Origin of the sequence: Tsukamurella sputi, assembly GCF_007858445.1 — a bacterium.
Lineage (GTDB): Bacteria > Actinomycetota > Actinomycetes > Mycobacteriales > Mycobacteriaceae > Tsukamurella > Tsukamurella sputi.
The window spans coordinates 1-648 of sequence record NZ_VIGV01000075.1 but is presented as its reverse complement, the minus strand read 5'-3'; the positions used below and the strand labels follow the sequence as shown (position 1 = coordinate 648).

Annotated in this window: 1 protein-coding gene and 1 pseudogene; both read left to right on the top strand. The window is 70.4% G+C overall.

What is annotated here, in order from left to right; all coding sequences use genetic code 11:
• A pseudogene (locus tag FK268_RS23225) lies at window positions 1-377 on the top strand (DNA-binding protein); the annotation flags it as partial.
• A 20-nt stretch (window positions 378-397) separates the two neighbouring features.
• A partial coding sequence (locus tag FK268_RS23220) for a hypothetical protein (protein WP_146437814.1) occupies window positions 398-648 on the top strand: 251 nt, incomplete at its 3' end.

The following is a 648-nucleotide window of genomic DNA, read 5'->3' as shown; positions in this document are numbered from 1 at the left end:
CGGTCGACGACATCGGCCCGGCGCTGGACCGGGTCTCGACCCGGACCGTCCACGAGCTCGACGAGCTGCGCCTGGACTGGGGGGTGAGCGAGTCCTCGCTCGTTGTCCGAGCACGCGAGCGCGGCGTGCTCTCCGACCGGCAGTACCGGGCGATGTTCCGACTACTCAACGAAACCGGCCGGATGTACGGCACCCGGCCCGGTGTCCCGACCGAGACACCCGAGCTCGCCCGCGATGTCCTCGCCCAACTCGCCACCGACGGATACAGCACCACCGAGCTCGACGCCCTGACACTGCTCACCGCCGAGAACCGCACCAGCCTGTTCGGCGCACCCGAGGGTGCCACCGCCGGCAGCCGGCACCTGACCGTCGTCTAACAGCGCGGGGGACGCCAGGGATGTCACGGTGGGGCTGGAACAGCAAGGACGCGGTCAAAGACCACCACTGGCGCGTCCCGCACGGGTCGAACAAGGCAGTGCAGGCCAAAGAGCAGGACGACGCCGCAGGCGGCCGCCACAACCGTGCCATCCGCACCGCACCGAACGCGCTGGGGCGGGTGGTCCTCCGGTGCCAGTACCGGCGGCTCTACGCGGAGCTGCGGTGGACCGATGCGACGAGGAAGCACGCCGAGTACCTCGGCGAGATGAC